This is a genomic window from Pseudomonas sp. Pseu.R1 (genome assembly GCF_045764065.1).
In the GTDB taxonomy this organism is placed as follows: domain Bacteria; phylum Pseudomonadota; class Gammaproteobacteria; order Pseudomonadales; family Pseudomonadaceae; genus Aquipseudomonas.
This window is the reverse complement of record NZ_JBJGEE020000001.1, coordinates 706,534-722,959: the sequence shown is the minus strand read 5'-3', so window position 1 is coordinate 722,959 and position 16,426 is coordinate 706,534. Positions and strand designations below refer to the sequence as shown.

The following is a 16,426-nucleotide window of genomic DNA, read 5'->3' as shown; positions in this document are numbered from 1 at the left end:
GAGGCCTCAGGTTCGCGGGTCGAAAGCGTCACGGCAGGCTTCGCCAATGAACACCAACAGGGAAAGAATCAACGCCAGCGCGCAGAAAGCGGTCAGGCCCAGCCAGGGGGCTTGCAAGTTGCGTTTGGCCTGGCCAATCAGCTCACCCAGTGAGGCGCTGCCTGCGGGCATGCCGAAGCCGAGAAAATCCAGCGCGGTCAGCGTGGCGATGGCGCCGGTCACGATGAAGGGCAGGTAGGTGAGGGTGCTGGTCATGGCGTTGGGCAGGATGTGGCGCAGCATCAGCGCGCTGTCGGTCAGGCCCAGTGCGCGGGCCGCTTTCACGTATTCAAGGTTGCGTCCGCGCAGGAACTCGGCGCGCACCACGTCGACCAGCGCCAGCCAGGAGAACAACGCCATGATCCCCAGCAACCACCAGAAATTCGGTTCGACAAACCCGGACAGAATGATCAGCAGGTACAGCACCGGCAGGCCGGACCAGATCTCTTGCAAGCGCTGACCCATCAGGTCGGCCAACCCGCCGTAATAGCCCTGAATCGCACCGGCAATCACGCCGATGACGGTGCTGATCAGGGTCAGCGCCAGGGCAAACAGGATCGACACCCGCGTGCCGAACAACACGCGAGCCATGACGTCCCGAGCCTGATCGTCAGTACCCAGCCAGTTGCGGGCGCTGGGTGGGCTGGGAGAAGGTTCCTTGAGGTCGTAATTGACGGTGTCGTCACTGAAGGGGATCGGCGCGAACAGCATCCAGCCGCCTTTGTCGGCGATCAGCTTGCGCACGTAATCGCTGCTGTAGTCGGGTTCGAAGGGCAATTCCCCACCGAAATCGGTTTCCAGGTATTGATGCAGCGTCGGGTAGTACAGGTTGCCCTGATAACTGACGATCAGGGGCCGGTCATTGGCGATCAGTTCGCCACACAGGCAGACCACCAGCAGCGCGACGAAGACCCACAGCGACCACCAGCCGCGTCTGTTCGCTTTGAACAGGGCCATGCGCCGTTTGCTTTGCGGAGAAAACTCGAACATCAGGCGCTCCTCGCGGAAAAGTCGATGCGCGGGTCGACCAGCGTGTAGCACAGGTCGCCCACCAGCTTGATCAATAGGCCGAACAGGGTGAACAGAAACAACGTGCCGAACACCACCGGGTAATCCCGCGACACGGCGGCCTCGTAGCTCATGCGGCCAATGCCATCCAGGCCGAAGATGGTTTCGATCAACAGAGAACCGGCGAAGAACACCTCGATCAGCGCCTGCGGAATCCCCGCCACCACCAGCAACATGGCGTTGCGAAACACATGGCCGTACAGCACCCGGCGTTCACTCAACCCCTTGGCGCGCGCCGTGACCACGTATTGGCGGCTGATCTCGTTGAGGAAGCTGTTCTTGGTCAGCAGGGTCAAGGTCGCGAAGCCGCCGATCACCAGCGCGCTGACCGGCAGCACCAGATGCCACGAGTAGTCGCGCAACTTGCCCAGCGTCGACAGGCTGTCGAAGTCGTCGGAAAACAGCCCCTGTGCCGGAAACCAGCTCCAGTAGCTGCCACCGGCGAACAGCACGATCAGCAGAATGGCGAACAGGAACGCGGGAATGGCGTAGCCGATGATGATCAGCGAGCTGCTCCAGACATCGAAGCGGCTGCCGTGGTGCACGGCCTTGCGGATGCCCAGCGGAATCGACACCAGATAGGTGATCAGCGTCGCCCACAGGCCCAGTGACAGGGTTACGGGCAGTTTCTGGGCGATCAGGCCGGTGACCGTGGTGCCGCGAAAGAAGCTGTTGCCGAAGTCCAGGTGTGCGTAGTGGGTGAGCATCAGCCACAAGCGTTCGTGCATCGGTTTGTCGAAACCATATTGGTGTTTGATGGCTTCCACCAACTCCGGATCCAGCCCCTGTGCGCTGCGGCTGACCGTACCGGATGCAGCGATTTCGCCGCCACCACCGCCCACACCGCCTGCGGGCCCCAAGCCCTGGACGCGCGCAATGGCCTGCTCCACCGGACCGCCCGGTGCGGCCTGCACGATGAGAAAGTTGACCACCAGAATGCACAGCAGCGTCGGAATGATCAGCGCCAACCGTCTTAATGAATACGCCAGCATGTCAGTGCTCCTCCGAGGCGGAGGTGGACGGCACGCTGAGCTGCGCGCTGGTTTGCGGGGCCATGCGCTCGGCCATCTGCTGATCGGTCAGCGGCACCGGGCTGACCTGCCACCAGCTTTCCAGCCCCACGTCGTAGATCGGCTCGACCTTTGGTTTGCCAAAACGGTTGGCGTACACCACTGGGGTGCCTTGCGAGTAGTAGTTCGGAATCATGTAGAAACCCCAGAGCAGCACCCGGTCCAGCGCGCGGGCGTAATGCAGCATGTCGTTGCGGCTGTTGGCGGCGACCAGGCCGTCGATGAGGGTGTCCACGGCAGGATCACGCAGCACCATGGCGTTGGAGCTGCCTATCTGCCGCGCGCTTTGTGAGCCGAACAGGTTGTACAACTCGCGCCCCGGCGAAAGGATCGGGTTGCCGTTGTTGGGCAGGCTGACCACGATCATGTCGTAGTCGCGGGCGTTGAGCCGGTTCATGTACTGCGCCGAATCGACACGACGGAAGTTCAGGGTGATGCCGATCTGCGCCAGCACGCGTTTGTAGGGCAGCACCAGCCGCTCGAAACCGCCCTGGCCATCGAGAAAGGTGAACTCCAGCGGTTTGCCTGCGGCATTGACCAGGCGGTTGTTTTTCGCGTGCCACCCGGCGTCGGCCAGCAGTTTCAGGGCCTTGAGCTGCTTGTCGCGGATGTAGCCGCTGCCGTCGGTTTTCGGTGCGTGCCAGACCTGAGTGAACACTTCGTCGGGCACCTTGCCGCGCAACGGCTCCAGAATCTTCAGCTCTTGAGCGTCGGGCAGCGCCGTGGCCGCCATGTCGCTTTTGGGGAAGTAGCTTTCTTCGCGCACATAGAAGTTGCGCATGATCTGACCATTGATCCATTCGAAGTCCCAGAGCATCGCCAGTGCCTCGCGCACGCGACGGTCCTGGAACATCGGTTTATCGAGGTTGAACACGAAGCCTTGCCCGGCGACGGGGCGCTGCTTGGCCAGAATGGTCTTTTGCAGGCGGCCGTCCGCGAGCGTCGGTGCGGTGTAGCCAACCACGTAACCGGCCGATGAGAACTCGCGGTTGTAATCGAAACTGCCTGCTTGCACCAGTTGCCGGGCAACGTCGGTGTCACCGTAGAAGTTCACGGTCAAGCTGTCGAAGTTGTACAGCCCGCGGCTGACGGGTAAATCCTTGGCCCACCAGTCTTTCACCCGCTGGAAACTCACGCTGCGCCCGGCATCGACGCGCGACACCCGATACGGCCCGCTGCCCAATAGCGGCTCGAAACCACCGCCTTTGGTGAAGTCGCGGGTTTTCCACCAGCGCTCGGGCAACACGCGCATGCTGGCCAGGTCCAGCGCCAACGTGCGGTTGAGGTTGTTCTTGAAGTCGAAACGGATTTGCCCGGGGGCCTCGATCACCGCGTCCTTGACGTCGGCGTACAGCGGTCGGTAGCTGAAGCTGCCCTGGGTGATCAGGGTCTGGTAGGTGTAGCGCACGTCTTCGGCGGTGATCGGTGTGCCGTCGTCAAAGCGTGCCTTGGGGTTGAGGTAGAAGCGCACCCAGAGGTTGTTCGGGTCGCGTTCGAGTTTTTCTGCCACCAGCCCGTAAACGGTGTAGGGCTCGTCCAGAGAGCGGTAGGCCAGTGGGGCGTAAACCCAGGCGTCGATCTGGCTCACGGAAATACCCTGATCGACGTAGGGCGACAGGTAATTGAACTGGCCGATTTCCTCGGCAGCGCGGCTCAGCGAGCCACCTTTGGGCGCGTAGGGGTCGACGTAGTCGAAATGCTTGAAATCCGCCGGGTATTTCGGCGGCTCGCCGTACACGGTCAAGGCGTGCTGAGGGGCGGCAATCGCCAGCGGCACGCCACTGAGAAACGCGATGAAAAACGCCACGGTGTAAAGCAGTGCGATGCCGGGCAGCAGCCGTCGCAATGAAAGGGGGGAGACGCACATGGTCGGACAGTCCTTGGGGTACGGGTCGACGCACAACGGTTCGTACAACGCCTGGCGCTGAGAAAAAATCCCCCGGCCGGGGAAGGTGGATGAGACCTGTCTGCCGGGGGCGCGATTTCGCAGAAATGACCCTGACGCGCCGGAGCACAACGCGTCAGGGGGGAGGCTTAGAAGTGGTACGTGGCGCGGGCGAACAGGGTACGTCCCAGTGGGTCGGCGTAGCGCGGGTCATAGCCGGACTGGAAGTTGTAGGCCTGGTTGGTGAACGGAGGGTTGCGATCGAACATGTTCTTTACACCCACATCGATATCCAGCGCTTTGTCAAACGTGTAGCCGGCCGCGATATCCCACACCGAGTACGACGCTACGTGGTTGGTGCTTGGGTCGTAGTCGTTGTAACCGGTGGTGAACTGGTTGGTCAGGCTGGCGCGAGCCGGGCCAAGGTTCCAGGTGGCGGTCAGGTTGTGTTTCCAGCGCGCAATCACGCCATCGCCCTGAAAGTCGCCAACCTTGTCGGTATAAGGACCTTTGATGGTGCTCTGGAAGTCGTAGCGATCCACATACGTACCGGTCAGGCCCAGACCGAACTGCCCGTAAGGCGTGTTCGGGAACAGGTAGTTGAGCGTCACGTCGACGCCATTGGTCTTGACGATGCCCAGGTTGGCGTTGGTCGCGACGATGTAGTCCAGCGTGCCGTCGGCGTTGCGTACGAAGCGGTCGGCGTAGGTGTTCGGATCGTTGAACACCGTCGACTCCGGAAACGCCTGAATCTGGTTACTGATGTGCACCCACCAGAAATCCAGCCCCATCGACAGGTTGCTCATCGGCTGGAAAACAAAGCCGAAGGTGACGTTGCGGGCTTTCTCCGGGGACAGGTTCTGGTTGCCGCCCAGTTGAGAGTGGAATTGTTGATCGCAATCGCGACCGGCGTTGCCGCCAGGCTGCACGACACCTCCGGCACACAGGACCGGATCGTTGTAGTAGCCCTGAGTGAAGGTGATCGCTTGAGGCGCGTAAAGCTCATACAGCGTGGGTGCTCGGAAGCCTTCACTGTACGCCCCGCGTACCACCAGTTCCTTGAGTGGCTGGTAGCGGAACGAGTATTTCGGGTTCGTGGTGCTGCCGAAGTCGCTGTATTTGTCGTGGCGAATGGCGGCACTCAGTTCGAGGCTGTCGAGCACCGGCACGTTCAGTTCAGCGTATTGCGCCTTGACGCTACGATCGCCACTGACGCTACCGTTGGAGTCCAGGCCCAGGCTGCTGATGTCATCGACAAAAGCATCCAGGTTCTGATGGAACTTCTCTTTGCGGTATTCGCCGCCGAGCGCCAGACCTGCCTGGCCTGCACCGAACCAGTCGCCGATCTCGCGGCTGATGCGGCCATCGAAGCCGATGACGCGCCCGACCGCTGACGAATACTGGCCGTGATAGGTGTTCGCATCGATGTATTGCTGGCCCGCCGCCGATTGCGGCCCGAACGGGTTGATGATCCCCGAGGTGATGCCGTTGATCAGAGCCGAATCGCTGACGTACCCCTTGGTCACGGTCGACAGGATTTTGTTCTGGTTGTAGGAAGCGCCGACGTTGTAATCCCAGCCACTCACCGTGCCGTCGAAGGTCAGCAAAAAGCGCTGGCTGGTGTTCTGGTCTTTACTGGCGCGGCCACCTGCGGCGGTTTCGCGCCAGTTCAAGTCCACTGGCTGAGTGGGGTCGAGGGTGAAATTGGTCGGCGCCGGGGTGATGCCGTTACCCGGATAGTACGGCGACGAACTGTCCATGGTCAGGCCGGTCAGCGGAGCGGGGGCGATGGTCGTGGCGTTGTTGTTGCGCGCCCAGAAGTATTCGAGGCTGACATTGTGGTCCTCGGCGAGTTTGCCGGTGGCCTTGCCGAAGAACGAGGTCTTCTCGGTTTCAGGCGTCAGATCGATGTATTGCTTGGTGGAAAAACGGCAGACACCCCGATCAAGCACCTGACCCGGGCCGCTGCAATTGCTGTCCAGCAGCGGGTTGCTGGCGTTGTCGCCCTGGCTGTAGTTGGCCGGGAACGAGGTCCCGGACGTCTGGTTCAGGCCGCGGCCCGGCTGATAGTCGTTGACGAAGGAGCGGTCACGCGCCGCCAGATTGCCCTGCTTGTTGTAGTTGAAGACCCCCATGACGTTGAAGCGGTCTTCGTTCAGGTCGCCAAAGCCCCAACTGGCGCTCATGTCCTTGGTGTCGCCGCCCCCGGCTGCAGTGGGGGATGCGCCGCCCAGGGTCAGGGTGCCGTCGGTCATTTCCTTTTTCGTGATGAAGTTGATCACGCCACCGATGGCGTCGGTGCCATACAGTGCCGAGGCGCCGTCGCGCAGCACCTCGACCCGGTCGATCGCGGCAAACGGGATCATGTTCAAGTCCACCGCGCCGCCCGCTGAGTTGGTCCCGGACAGGGCGTTGTTGGCCAGACGACGGCCATTGAGCAGCACCAGCGTCTTATTGGCGCCGATGCCGCGCATGTCAGCGAACGACGCCCCGCCGGTCGATGCGCCCACCGAGCCTGCACTGTTGTTGATCGACTGGCTGCCTGTGATGCGCTGGACCAGTTCCTGAGTGGTGGTCACGCCCTGGCGTTTCAATTCCTCGGTGCGCAGGATGGTAACTGGGACCGCTGTCTCAGCGTCCACCCGGCGCACCGCCGAACCGGTCACTTCGACCCGTTTGAGCTGCGTGGTCGCAGGCACGGCAGCGGCGGCCGGAACGGCGGCCTCACTGGCGGGCGCGGCTTCGACGCTGCTTTCGGTGCTCTCGGCGGCGTACGCCGGACTGATGCCCACGGCCAGGGCGCAGATCAATGCGCGAGGCTGCCGTCGTACGGCCAGAACCAAAGGCTTGAGGGTAAAACCGGGAAAACTCATCAGCATGGTAATTTCCGACTTATTCCAGATGTTATTGAAATGGCCTTGTGAGCCCTCGTTGCTCCGACGCGGTGGTGGCGGTCGGGAATTCCGTTTTTCAAGCAAGCCGCTCCCCTCCATGGCAAAACCACGGACGGCCGTTACATCGGGAGTTGGGTGAGCAGGGCCGCGTCAGACGCAGCCCTGCTTCATGGGGGCGTCATTTGGAGGTCATCACGGAAATCTTCGTGATCCCCGAGCGCTCGATGGACGCCATGGCTTTCGCCACCTGGCCATAGTTGACGCTGGTGTCGGCCTGCAACTGCACGCGCACCTCCGGGTCTTTGGCCTTGACGTCCTTGAGGCTGAGCTCCAGCGACTCCGGCGCGATCTCGGATTTGGCCAGGTAGAACTTGCCGTCCTGATCGACGCTGACCACCACCGGGTCTTTCTTTTCGGCGGGGGCGACGGCGTCGGTTTTCGGCAGGTTGACCTTGATGGCGTTGGTCATCAGCGGTGCGGTAACGATGAACACCACCAGCAGCACGAGCATCACGTCCACCAGCGGCGTGACGTTCATTTCGCTGAGCACTTCATCGCTGTCTTGGGTAGAAAACGACATCAGCTCGCCTCCCGAACGGCCTGACCATTCTTCTGAGCGATGGGCTGGCGGTTGACGGCGAAGGCGCTGCGCTGGGCGAGGGCGTCGAAGTCGTGGGCGAAGTCATCCATGTCGCCGACGGCGGCTTTCAGACGACGCAGGAAGTAGTTGTAAATCAGCACCGCGGGCACCGCCGCCGCAATACCCACGGCGGTGGCGATCAACGCATGGCCGATGGGACCCGCAACCGTTTCCAGGCTGGCTGAGCCGCTGGCGCCGATGCTTTGCAGCGCTTCCATGATCCCCCACACCGTGCCGAACAGGCCGATGAACGGGGCGGTGCTGCCGATACTGGCGAGGATGGCTTGCCCGGCTTCCAGCGCCCGGCGCTCTTTCTGGATCTGCTGGCGCAGGTTGCGCTCCAGGCGATCAGCACGATTGATGGTGTGGGCCAGTTGCTGGGTGGTGCGTGGGTGTTCGTCCACCGACATGGCTTCGAAGCCACTGTTGGCGATGCGCGCCAGCGACCCCGGATACTGACTGGCGTGCTCGGCGGCGGTCAGCAGGTCCGGTGCGGTCCAGAACACTTTGCTGAACTGCCGGTTCTGGGTTTTCTGACGCATGTACTGCGCCGACTTGATCAGCAACATGGCCCAGCTCAGCACGCTGAACAGCACCAGCGCCCACAACACACCGGGAACAATCATGGAAGAAAGCGATTCGTTCATGGTTACACCTCACCCGCTCTATAAAAGTTGTCTGTTGGTTGGCCGGGTCATTCCGGCAATTTGAAGTCGATGGTCTGGGTCGCAAAGCCTTCAATGGGCGTGTCACCGCGCTTGGCCGGAATGAATTTCCAGTTGCGCACCGTTTCCACGGCCGCATCGTCGAGCACCTGTTTGCCGCTGGACTTGGTGACCTCCACTGAACCTGCGCGGCCGTTGGGCAACACCTTAATGCGCAGAATCACCCGGCCTTCCAGGCCCTTGCGCAGTGCCGCACCGGGGTATTCCGGCGGCGGGTTGCCCAGGCTGGCGAGGCCCGAAATCGCTGCAGACTCCTTGACCGGGGCAGCCGGCGCGGCAGGCGCAGCGGGAGCGGGTGGCGCAGGTGTCGGCGCCGGCGGGGCTGGCGTGCTCGGCGCAGCCGGAACGGGCGGCGCGGGCGGTGTCGGCTTTTTCACCGGCTCCGGTTTCTTGACGGGCCTGGGTTTCTCGACTTTCGGCTTTTCCACCGGTTTGGGCGGTGGCTTGACCGCGTCCGGATCCTCCACGGGCTGCTCCGGTTCCGGGGGCGGTGGCGGTGGTGGCGGCGGCGGTTCCGGAGGGGGTGGTTCCGGTGTCGGCGGCGTCGGGCTGGTCAGTTCAACGGTCATTTCCGGAACTTGCGGCGCAACTTCCGGAACATCGGCCTTTGCCGTTTGCATATACCACCAGATGGCCCCGTGAATGAGCACTGACGCTGCGATCAATAGCAACACGTGCGACCTGTTCAAACCGCCCGGTCGCGACGTGTTTTCCTTGAAAGGAATACTCGGCCACCCCGCAAGAAGTTCATTCGGGGGCGGCTCGGGTATGGCTTTCATGTTTACCGCGTCGTTCATTAAAGCTCCCTCGGAAAATGGAAGGGCAATACGGATCCGTTCGAACATTTCACGAATGTTCGACTGCATGACGCCTGCGCAATGACCAGGCGTAAGTTATCCATTAGCGGACGGATACGGGTCAGCTTCAGGTCAGAAAGAGTGTCGGTGAAGCGATTAAGAAGATGGCATGACGATGTCCTGATTTTTGTTGTGTACGTTCATGTACGAGACCGTGTTTCAACGGTTACAGGACTGATTTAGCAACCGGTATGCCAGCTACGGGCCTCTGGTGCGCGGGTTTCCACCGATTCGGCGTTAATGTCGCATTCTTGTAATTTTTTACCGATCTCACGATTCATTGGCTGTTTCATAAGGGTTGTCGAGTGCCTTCATTAAAAAACGCAGGATGAGCCTGCCCGTCGAACTGAACGAAGTGAATTCGAAAGAGTCCGGTCCTGGCAGGCCGATGATCAATGCACCAAACGTGTTAATTGAGACTCGAAATGGTGCGTCAAAGAATTAAGAGTGCATGCGTAGAAAGTCCTTGTTATGTGACTTATGGGTCACAGGGTTGTGAATATTGTTTTTAAGGGCGAGCGACAGCGTCCATCGGATATTGATGGCTATTTAATATTTTGTTGTCGCAAGGTGTACGGGAATGTCCCGAACGTATAAGTTTTAAAAGGTCGTCTTATTCTTGTTTCTCAATGAGGCCAATACGGACGAATATCAGTGACGCCAATAAAAAAGACGAATCACGTCCCGCGAAAGCCGAAGCCGTGGCGGGCGGTATATGAGAAAAAATCGGAGGGTATAGCGTTAAGGCTGGCGGATGCCTTCGGCGAAGGGCAAAACGGTGCGCTGAAGCAGGATCAAGGCGTCCCGTGCCGATCCTGGCAGTGATGAGCAGCGGAGGCGTACAGCAAATGGCGAGAACAGGTCAGACACGAATCGAATTCCTTATCGAACGGACGCGAAACTTTTGGTGAGCGTCCTGCACTGTTATTGGACAGGGTGATGTCCATCTCCTGCACCGTGGTGCGTGTTGCGCACCGGTGGGCAGCCTTAACCCACGATTTTGCGGCCTGTTTGGGCCGCTATTCGTGGTACGGGCGTTCCACTTGAAAAAAATGTGCCAAAAAGCTGCCTTTTTGTAACATTTTTGATGCGCCGGGGGTTTGACGGTGTTCGAGGGGGATGAGTCGTGCGGAAAGTGGGGGCAGGCAGGCGATGCCATGAGGCTATCGGGCAGTGGACGGTCCGACGATTCGCTGCACCAGTTCCGGCAGTAACACTTCGCACGGATCGCCGACTTTCCAATTCAGCAGTTCATCGGCGCGGGTCTTGCCCTGATTGATGGCGATCAAGGGTTTGCCTTGATCGATCACCGCGCGGCACAGGCGAAACGCCGAATAGGCCATCAGCGATGAGCCGACGACCAGCAGCCCATCGGCGTGCTGAACCCGGGCCATGGCTTTGGCGGCGGTGGCTGGGGCAACGTTCTCGCCGAAGAACACCACGTCCGGCTTCATCCGCTGGCCGCCGCAGTAGGGGCAATGGGGGACTTGAAAGTGTTCTTCAAAGGCAGGGTCCAGCAAGGTGTCGCCGTCCGGGGCCTGTACCGCGGCGACCTTAGCCATATAGGGATTCTGTTCCACGAGCGTCAACTGTATTACGTCTCGCGTGGTGCGCTGGCGGCAATCCAGGCACAGCACCCAGTGCAGGCTGCCGTGCAATTCGATGACGTCGTGGCTTGCGGCCTGATCGTGCAGCGTATCGACATTCTGGGTGATGACACCGCTGATCACGCGATGTCGCTCCAGGGTCGCCAGTGCCTCATGGGCGGCATTGGGCTGCGCGGCACGCACCCGAGGCCAGCCGAGCATGGCGCGCGCCCAATACCGACGACGGGCTTCGGGCGCGTTGAGGAACTCCTGGAACATCATGGGCTGGCGCCCGCGCCGCACACCTTCGCTGTCGCGGTAATCGGGGATGCCCGATGAGGTGCTGATGCCCGCGCCGGTCAGCACGGCGAAGGAGCGGTCACTCATCCAGTGCAAGAGGGATTCGACGCTGGAGGGGGTGGGCGTGTCGAGCATGGGCGGGGCCTCGTGAATACGGCGGGTGGGCTGATATTAAACGAGGAGTGTCAGCGCTGGTTAAAGCGGGTTCATCTTTCAAGGACAGCTGCAGACCCTCGTGGGAGCGAATTCATTCGCGATTGCATCCGGACAGCCAGCATCGCTTCAGGCTGACTCACCGCTATCGCAAATGAATCGCTCCCACCGGGCAAGCGGTCAGGCGCAGGAACGGGGTGCACCGCTTAGCTCAACAACTCGGCAAACGCCTTGTCGGCCTCCAGCACCGCAGGCAATGCAGCGAACAGCGCGTCTAGGTCAACGCCTTCGAACAGCGGCCCATCGACGGCTTGCTGCGCCTGTGGTGTGGCGCCGCCGTTGTTTTCCAGGGCATCGGAAACCAGGATGGCCTGCGCGACGATCCGCGCATGGGTCGCATCGCCGGGCGCCTGCATCGGACGCGCCTGATAGGCAATGGCGTGTTGAATCACGGGTGGCAATTGCCAGCGCCGCGCCAGTTCCGCCCCGACTTCCGGGTAGCCGAAGCCCAGTTGCAACGTTTCCAGCGCCGCGCGGCTGGTGGTGCCGGTTTTGGTCACGCTGTTGATGCGCTCGGCCACCTGTGGCGCGCCGGTCTGGATCAGCAGCTCGCCAATGTCATGCATGACGCCACAGGTGAAGGCAATTTCAGCGTCGGATTTGGACTGTTTGGCCAGCAGACGGGCAATCCCGGCCACTTGAAAGCTTTTCAGCCAAAAGCCTTTGAGGTCGAAGCTGGCGCTGGCCTTGAACGCGCCGGTTACCGCCGACGCCAGCACCAGTGTACGCAGGGTGTTGAAGCCCAGCCGCATGGCGGCGTCCTCGATACTCGACGACTCCCGCGCCCCCCGAAACCGCGCCGAGTTGGCCAGACGCAGAATTTTTGCCGAAATCACCGGATCCTTCTCAATGTTGCGGGCGATGTTTTCCAGGTTCGACGACGGGTTGTCGAACTGTTGAATCAGGTCCTGAGCCACTTTGGGAATGCTCGGAAGACTGCCCAAATCCGCGAAGAGTTGCTCGATGCCCATGGCCTTGCTCCTGTTTCGTATGACTTACAACACCATAGGCAAGATTGGCGAATCTGCACGTCGGGTGATAAGGTTTTGATACAGGATCCACAGATAGCAGGATGATGACACACAGGGTGCTGGATAACCGCCAACGTGTGGGAGATTCTATGTCGCCTGATCAACCGCTTTCGCCACCAATGCGGCTCCCAAAATGATGTGCGGCAAACTCATGCCCGTTCGCGAAACTGCACCACGGTGCCCTCTGGATCAAACCCATCACACGCCGTAAATCCCCGGGTTGAAAACTGGCCAGACGGCGCATCCACGTGTCCGCCCAGCGCAGGTGCCGCCGCGCGGGTTTCGGCGAGGCTTTTCACCGGGAACACCAGCTTGAGGGCCGTGTTTTCACGGCGTTCGGGTGGGGCGGTGATATTGATTCGGTCGCACACTGCTTTCGGAATGCCGTGAATCACCAGTTGATATACCTCGGACTCCAGCACAATCAGGCGGTTTTCCGTAACGGTCTGGGTCATTCCCAGCAGTTCGCGGTAAAACGCGGCCACCCGAGGCAGGTCTTTGGCAAAGAGCACGGCGCCGTGTTTGGGCAACGAGGGGGCAGATTCAGTCATGGCTCTTCCTTGATCGGTTGTTTTCAGGGTTATTCGTCGAACTTCTTCAAATACGCGTCCACCAGCTCGATCAAACGCTCGCGGCCGAAGCTGTTGCAATGGCCGCCATGCACCACGCGCACTGGCAATTCGCGCAGGCGCTGCATGGTGCGGATGTAGTCGTCGATGGAGGAGTGGGCGAGGTTGTCCAACAACTCACCGTCATAGATGGCATCGCCAGAAAACAGCGTCTGGGTCGAGGCTTCCCACAGGCCGATGCTGCCCGGCGAATGGCCGGGCAGGTGCAGCACTTCGAAATGTCGGTTGCCCAGGTCGATGATGTCACCTTCTTCCAGCGTCCGAGTGACGTGGGCAGCCTGGATTTTCCAGCTCTCAAGGTCGTAGTCGGGTGAGGGCAGGGCGCTGATGATCGGGCCGAGCTTTTCCCCGCCCAGCGTGGCCAGGCTGAAGTCGTTGGGGTCGAAATCCGGCTCTACCAAGGTGAAATAGCCGTCCGATGTGCGCAGGCCCTCAGCCTCTGAGCTGTGCACCAGGCATTCGTCGAATTCGTGGTGGCAGCCCACGTGATCCAGGTGCACATGGCTGGCGACGGCGCTGATGCGCTGCCCGAACACGTGTTTCGCCGCTTCCCGCAAACTGCAAATGCCCATGCCGGTATCGACGACCACGTCCTGATCGCGCCCGCGAATGTGCCAGATGTTGCAGCGCAGCCATGGGGTGACGTGGGGTTCGGTGATCAGGGTAATGGCGTCGTCGATCGGGTTGAACGCGTACCACTGGTCTGCGACTTTCCTGAGCATCTCCGGTGCCTCGATCAACGGGAAAGTCTGGAAGACTCGCAGGTTGGCGAAGTTTTTTGAAGGGCTGGATTCACCCGCTCGCCGTTCTTTTTCATGGCATGCGCGTTGGAGGCAGTTTGTCAGGCAAAAAATCAGTAATATGGCGCAACATCGGTGAGGGCTGCGCCTTCTGCCGAGCCTTCACGACCATATTGATGAAACGCCAGCCCCTGCGTTCGACGGGCGCGCTGGCCAGGAAATAGAGGGTGTCATGGGTAACGAAAGCATTAACTGGGACAAGCTGGGTTTCGACTACATCAAGACCGACAAGCGCTACCTGGCTCACTGGCGCGACGGTGAGTGGGACAAAGGCACCCTGACCGACGACAACGTGTTGCACATCAGCGAAGGCTCCACCGCGCTGCACTATGGCCAGCAGTGCTTCGAAGGCCTGAAGGCCTACCGCGCCAAAGACGGTTCGATCAACCTGTTCCGCCCTGACCAGAACGCCGCGCGCATGCAGCGCAGTTGCTCGCGTTTGCTGATGCCGCACGTGTCGACTGAACAGTTCATCGAAGCGTGCAAGGAAGTGGTGCGCGCCAACGAGCGTTTCATCCCGCCTTACGGCACCGGTGGCGCGCTGTACCTGCGTCCGTTCGTGATTGGCGTCGGTGACAACATCGGCGTTCGCACGGCACCGGAATTCATCTTCTCGGTGTTCTGCATCCCGGTCGGCCCGTACTTCAAAGGCGGCATGAAGCCACACAATTTCGTGATCTCCAGCTACGACCGCGCTGCGCCGCAAGGCACCGGCGCTGCCAAGGTCGGTGGCAACTACGCGGCGAGCATGATGCCGGGCAGCGAAGCGAAGAAAAACGGCTTCGCCGACGCCATCTACCTTGACCCGTTGACCCACTCCAAGATCGAGGAAGTCGGTTCGGCCAACTTCTTCGGCATCACCCACGATGACCAGTTCATCACGCCGAAGTCGCCTTCCGTGCTGCCGGGCATCACACGCCTGTCGCTGATCGAGCTGGCCGAGACCCGTCTGGGCCTGAAAGTCACCGAGGGCGAGGTGTTTATCGACAAGATCGACCAGTTCAAGGAAGCGGGCGCCTGTGGCACCGCCGCCGTGATCACGCCGATTGGCGGTATCAGCTACAAAGACAAGCTGCACGTGTTCCATAGCGAAACTGAAGTCGGCCCGGTGACTCAACGCCTGTACAAAGAGCTGACCGGCATCCAGTTTGGCGAGATCGAAGGCCCGGCGGGCTGGGTCGTCAAGGTCTGAGCCTGAACGGCAAGCGATAAAAAACCACCGCCAACAGGCGGTGGTTTTGTTTTGGAGTATCACATTCCCTCGGTCAGACACCGTTCTTGTGGGAGGCGGCCGGGTGGCACTCCGCTTGCTGGCGATTGCTGTATATCAGACACAGTTGAGCCGACTGACCCACAGCCTTCGCCAGCAAGCCGGCTCCCACCATTCACGCCTTCAGCGGGCACCTGCCCGACAAACAGGCCAAAGCAAGGATGTTTTATGTTCGCACGAGCAGTATCCCGCCCCCTGCAACGCATGCAGCCGCTGACCTTTTCCTTGAGTGTATTGACCCTCGGTGCCGCCTTCGACGCCTGGGCCGATGATTACGAATACCCTCATGCCCACGAACCCATCGGCACCGTGGAACAGTTGTACGAAGGCACGATGTTGCCGGATCTGGCGGTCAGCACCTACCGCAACATCGACCGACTGTTCCCGACGCGCACCATTACGGCAGGAAATCACCCTTATCCGTTGCCGATGGCGCCCAGGCAGTTGGAAAACGTGGCCTTCACCTGGCAGGGCAAAAAGTACGATCTGTTCGACTATGTCGCGCTGGACAGCGTCACCGCGATGCTGGTGCTCAAGAACGGCAAGATCGCCTACGAAACCTATCAGCGCGGCAACACCGAAAAGACCCGCTGGATGTCGATGTCGATGGCCAAATCCATCACCTCCACGCTCGCCGCTGCCGCGCTGCACGACGGCTCGATCAACAGCCTGGATTCACAAGTGGTCGATTATGTGCCGCGACTCAAAGGCAGCGCGTACGACGGCGTGACGATTCGCAACGTGTTGATGATGTCCTCAGGCGTGAAGTGGACCGAAGCGTTCACCAATCCGGATTCGGACCGCCGAGCGCTGCTCAGGGCGCAGATGTCGCAGACGCCCGGCTCGGTCATGGCGTTGATGGCCAGTCTGACTCGCATCGCCGAGCCGGGCGCGGCCAATAACTACAACACGGGTGAAAGTCAGGTGTTGGCCGAGGTGGTGCACAGCGCGATCAAAATGCCGTTGGCCAATTACCTGACGCAAAAAATCTGGCAGCCGTTTGGCATGGAACACGACGCCAAATGGTGGCTGGATTCGCCTGGTGGCATGGAAATCGGTGGCAGCGGCATCAGCGCCACGCTGCGGGATTTTGGGCGCTTCGGGCTGTTTTTCATGAATGGCGGCAAGATCAACGGGCAGTCGATCCTGCCGGACGGGTGGGTCAAGGAAGCGACATCGCCCACGACCCTCAAGGGCGGCAAACCGCTGAATTATGGCTACATGTGGTGGCCCGCTCAGACCGAGGCATCGATTCGGGACGGTGCGTACTCGGCCATCGGCATGCAGGGCCAGAACATCTACATCAACCCTGCGCAGCAGGTGGTGATCGTGACCTTTGGTGACCAGCCCAAACCGTTGCGCAGAAACCTCATCGCGCCGTTGGCGTTCTTCGATGCGGTGGTCGAGGCGGTGAAATAA

13 protein-coding genes are annotated in these 16,426 nt (G+C 60.6%); 2 read left to right on the top strand and 11 right to left on the bottom strand.

From position 1 onward, the window contains the following. Positions 1 to 6: 6 nt before the first annotated feature. The 11 genes from ACI5GA_RS03405 to ACI5GA_RS03355 all read right to left on the bottom strand — a co-directional run bounded on the left by ACI5GA_RS03405 (position 7) and on the right by ACI5GA_RS03355 (position 13,659). A complete protein-coding gene (locus ACI5GA_RS03405) occupies positions 7 to 1,029 on the bottom strand; it encodes an ABC transporter permease (RefSeq protein WP_421421719.1) in 1,023 nt (340 codons plus the stop codon). Then, on the bottom strand, positions 1,029 to 2,099 hold the full coding sequence (locus ACI5GA_RS03400; protein WP_404632562.1) for a microcin C ABC transporter permease YejB: 1,071 nt from the start codon (positions 2,097 to 2,099) through the stop codon (positions 1,029 to 1,031). Before ACI5GA_RS03400 ends, ACI5GA_RS03405 begins: the two co-directional genes overlap by 1 nt. A 1-nt stretch (position 2,100) precedes the next feature. Further along, positions 2,101 to 4,044 (bottom strand): extracellular solute-binding protein, encoded by a 1,944-nt coding sequence (locus ACI5GA_RS03395; protein WP_421421717.1) that lies wholly within the window; start codon positions 4,042 to 4,044, stop codon positions 2,101 to 2,103. Between the two features lie 167 nt (positions 4,045 to 4,211). After that, the gene (locus tag ACI5GA_RS03390; RefSeq protein ID WP_421421715.1) at positions 4,212 to 6,941 is read right to left on the bottom strand and encodes a TonB-dependent receptor; all 2,730 of its coding nucleotides are present in this window, start codon (positions 6,939 to 6,941) and stop codon (positions 4,212 to 4,214) included. A 193-nt stretch (positions 6,942 to 7,134) separates the two neighbouring features. After that, complete coding sequence (locus ACI5GA_RS03385; RefSeq protein ID WP_404632556.1) at positions 7,135 to 7,536, bottom strand: ExbD/TolR family protein; 402 nt, start codon at positions 7,534 to 7,536, stop codon at positions 7,135 to 7,137. Next, entirely contained in the window at positions 7,536 to 8,243 is a 708-nt protein-coding gene (locus tag ACI5GA_RS03380) for a MotA/TolQ/ExbB proton channel family protein (protein ID WP_404632554.1), read from the bottom strand. The genes ACI5GA_RS03385 and ACI5GA_RS03380 overlap by 1 nt, the downstream gene beginning before the upstream one ends. Positions 8,244 to 8,290: 47 nt before the next feature. After that, entirely contained in the window at positions 8,291 to 9,118 is an 828-nt protein-coding gene (locus tag ACI5GA_RS03375; protein WP_421421713.1) for an energy transducer TonB, read from the bottom strand. A 1,223-nt stretch (positions 9,119 to 10,341) separates the two neighbouring features. Beyond that, positions 10,342 to 11,199 carry an NAD-dependent protein deacetylase gene (locus tag ACI5GA_RS03370; RefSeq protein ID WP_421421711.1) on the bottom strand — a complete coding sequence of 286 codons (858 nt, stop codon included), beginning with the start codon at positions 11,197 to 11,199 and terminating at the stop codon, positions 10,342 to 10,344. A 224-nt stretch (positions 11,200 to 11,423) separates the two neighbouring features. Beyond that, on the bottom strand, positions 11,424 to 12,248 hold the full coding sequence (locus ACI5GA_RS03365) for an HDOD domain-containing protein (protein ID WP_404632550.1): 825 nt from the start codon (positions 12,246 to 12,248) through the stop codon (positions 11,424 to 11,426). A gap of 209 nt (positions 12,249 to 12,457) precedes the next feature. Next, complete coding sequence (locus ACI5GA_RS03360) at positions 12,458 to 12,859, bottom strand: VOC family protein (protein WP_421421709.1); 402 nt, start codon at positions 12,857 to 12,859, stop codon at positions 12,458 to 12,460. Positions 12,860 to 12,888: 29 nt separating this feature from the next. Continuing rightward, on the bottom strand, positions 12,889 to 13,659 hold the full coding sequence (locus ACI5GA_RS03355) for an MBL fold metallo-hydrolase (protein WP_421421708.1): 771 nt from the start codon (positions 13,657 to 13,659) through the stop codon (positions 12,889 to 12,891). 250 nt (positions 13,660 to 13,909) lie between these two features. Here ACI5GA_RS03355 and ACI5GA_RS03350 point away from each other — a divergent pair, with 250 nt between their 5' ends. Together ACI5GA_RS03350 and ACI5GA_RS03345 are read left to right on the top strand one after the other, a co-directional pair. After that, positions 13,910 to 14,929, top strand: a complete 1,020-nt coding sequence (locus ACI5GA_RS03350; RefSeq protein WP_404632544.1) for a branched-chain amino acid aminotransferase — start codon at positions 13,910 to 13,912, stop codon at positions 14,927 to 14,929. 246 nt (positions 14,930 to 15,175) lie between these two features. Then, a complete protein-coding gene (locus ACI5GA_RS03345; RefSeq protein WP_404632542.1) occupies positions 15,176 to 16,426 on the top strand; it encodes a serine hydrolase domain-containing protein in 1,251 nt (416 codons plus the stop codon).

Excerpts from the sequence above, each read along its gene's own strand:
- ACI5GA_RS03405 (WP_421421719.1), bottom strand. The coding sequence starts at position 1,029 with ATGTTCGAGTTTTCTCCGCAAAGCAAACGGCGCATGGCCCTGTTCAAA.
- ACI5GA_RS03400 (WP_404632562.1), bottom strand. The coding sequence starts at position 2,099 with ATGCTGGCGTATTCATTAAGACGGTTGGCGCTGATCATTCCGACGCTG.
- ACI5GA_RS03395 (WP_421421717.1), bottom strand. The coding sequence starts at position 4,044 with ATGTGCGTCTCCCCCCTTTCATTGCGACGGCTGCTGCCCGGCATCGCA.
- ACI5GA_RS03390 (WP_421421715.1), bottom strand. The coding sequence starts at position 6,941 with ATGCTGATGAGTTTTCCCGGTTTTACCCTCAAGCCTTTGGTTCTGGCC.
- ACI5GA_RS03385 (WP_404632556.1), bottom strand. The coding sequence starts at position 7,536 with ATGTCGTTTTCTACCCAAGACAGCGATGAAGTGCTCAGCGAAATGAAC.
- ACI5GA_RS03380 (WP_404632554.1), bottom strand. The coding sequence starts at position 8,243 with ATGAACGAATCGCTTTCTTCCATGATTGTTCCCGGTGTGTTGTGGGCG.
- ACI5GA_RS03375 (WP_421421713.1), bottom strand. The coding sequence starts at position 9,118 with ATGAACGACGCGGTAAACATGAAAGCCATACCCGAGCCGCCCCCGAAT.
- ACI5GA_RS03370 (WP_421421711.1), bottom strand. The coding sequence starts at position 11,199 with ATGCTCGACACGCCCACCCCCTCCAGCGTCGAATCCCTCTTGCACTGG.
- ACI5GA_RS03365 (WP_404632550.1), bottom strand. The coding sequence starts at position 12,248 with ATGGGCATCGAGCAACTCTTCGCGGATTTGGGCAGTCTTCCGAGCATT.
- ACI5GA_RS03360 (WP_421421709.1), bottom strand. The coding sequence starts at position 12,859 with ATGACTGAATCTGCCCCCTCGTTGCCCAAACACGGCGCCGTGCTCTTT.
- ACI5GA_RS03355 (WP_421421708.1), bottom strand. The coding sequence starts at position 13,659 with ATGCTCAGGAAAGTCGCAGACCAGTGGTACGCGTTCAACCCGATCGAC.
- ACI5GA_RS03350 (WP_404632544.1), top strand. The coding sequence starts at position 13,910 with ATGGGTAACGAAAGCATTAACTGGGACAAGCTGGGTTTCGACTACATC.
- ACI5GA_RS03345 (WP_404632542.1), top strand. The coding sequence starts at position 15,176 with ATGTTCGCACGAGCAGTATCCCGCCCCCTGCAACGCATGCAGCCGCTG.